We start from the raw sequence: 1310 nt of genomic DNA, 5'->3' as shown, positions 1-1310 counted from the left end.
GCGGACGGGCGATCATGGCGACTCCTTCTTCTGCGGGCCGGGCCGACTGGGGCGGCGGGGCCCTGGCCTTGGCGATGAAGCGGAGTGTCTAGTACCTTTGGTTGAGTCGCCATCCCCTCCCAAGGGGCGCCCGGATGGGGGCCCTCTGCCGGGGGGAAGGTGGCGGAATCAGCCGCCAAAAACCGTGAGCACCCCGGTGTAGCCGTACAGGTGGCGCCGGGCGATCTCACCACCCGCGAAAAAACCCACCAGGGGGATGTCGCCCAGGGCGTGCTGCACCAGGGCCATCTCGGCGTGGGGCGCCCCGAAGTGCTCGCCCCCACGGCCCGAACAGCTGATGTAGATGGCGCCCGCGGCCCGCCTCGCCGGGTGCTCGCTGGGGTCGAATTCTTCGCGCACCTCGGCGCAGATCCGGATCAGGTCCTGGCGGGCGGCCTGCACGTGGCGCTGGCAGAAGGCCAGCTGCATGCCGGGCTCGACCAGTTCGCTCACCGCGATGCCCTGGCGGGTGGGGTCCAGACCCACGAGGTGGCGCACCCGGGTGTCGGCGCCAAAGTGCTGGCCATGGGCCATGAGGTCGCTGTCGGCATCGGTCAGGCCGACCAGGGTGTTGCGCACCTTGGGCAGGGCCTCGCGTTGCCAGCCGGTGCCCGCGCCCGAGGTGGCGGCGGCCACGCCCAGATCCTGCAGCAGGCAGGAGAGGGCGGGCATCCCGTCGAGGCTGTAGACGATGTTGCGTTCGGCCGAGGTCACCTCGCGGCGTGGGCCCACCGGCTCGCAGCCCTGGGTCACACGGGACACCAGGGTCACCGAATCGTCAAAGGCCACACCCGAGAGCCCACCTTGCCACACGCCCTGCGGGTTCGGCGCGCGCGCATCGCCTTCGGGGCCGGGCGAAAAGGCCAGGTGCAAGCCGGTGCTTTCACCCACGCTCAGGCCGCCAAAGAGGTAGCCCGTGTCGGTGCGTTCGGCCAGCTCGTGGATGAGTTCAGGCAGGTCGGTGGTGTGGGCGTCGGCATGCACCTGGGCGGTGTGGGCGCGCCAGCCACCCGCGCGCGCCCAGCCGTCGGCCTGGGCCGGCAGGGGCTGGCGCCCGTGGAACACCCGGAAGCTCGATGGGGGCAGGTTGCACACCATCAGCGCCAGGGCCGGCTCGTTCATGTACTCGACCCCGGTCGCCAGCACGCCCACGCCCACGCCGCCCACCCAGGCCACGCCAGGAAGGCGGGCCCGCAGCCCGGCGAGGATGGCATCGGCGCCTTCGGCCAGCTCTTCGCTCAGGTAGCACCAGCCCAGGCTGGCGCCCATGT

The 1310-nt window shown here is 71.7% G+C and carries 1 protein-coding gene; it reads right to left on the bottom strand.

Features of this window, described 5'->3' with window-relative positions; genetic code table 11:
• Positions 1 to 168: 168 nt before the first annotated feature.
• A partial coding sequence (locus QZ994_RS19910) for an FIST N-terminal domain-containing protein (protein ID WP_290877847.1) occupies positions 169 to 1310 on the bottom strand: 1142 nt, incomplete at its 5' end.

The organism is Aquabacterium sp. (genome assembly GCF_021768455.1).
In the GTDB taxonomy this organism is placed as follows: Bacteria; Pseudomonadota; Gammaproteobacteria; order Burkholderiales; family Burkholderiaceae_C; genus Aquabacterium.
Note: the sequence above shows the minus strand (reverse complement) of the source record. Positions and strands in the feature narration are given on the sequence as shown.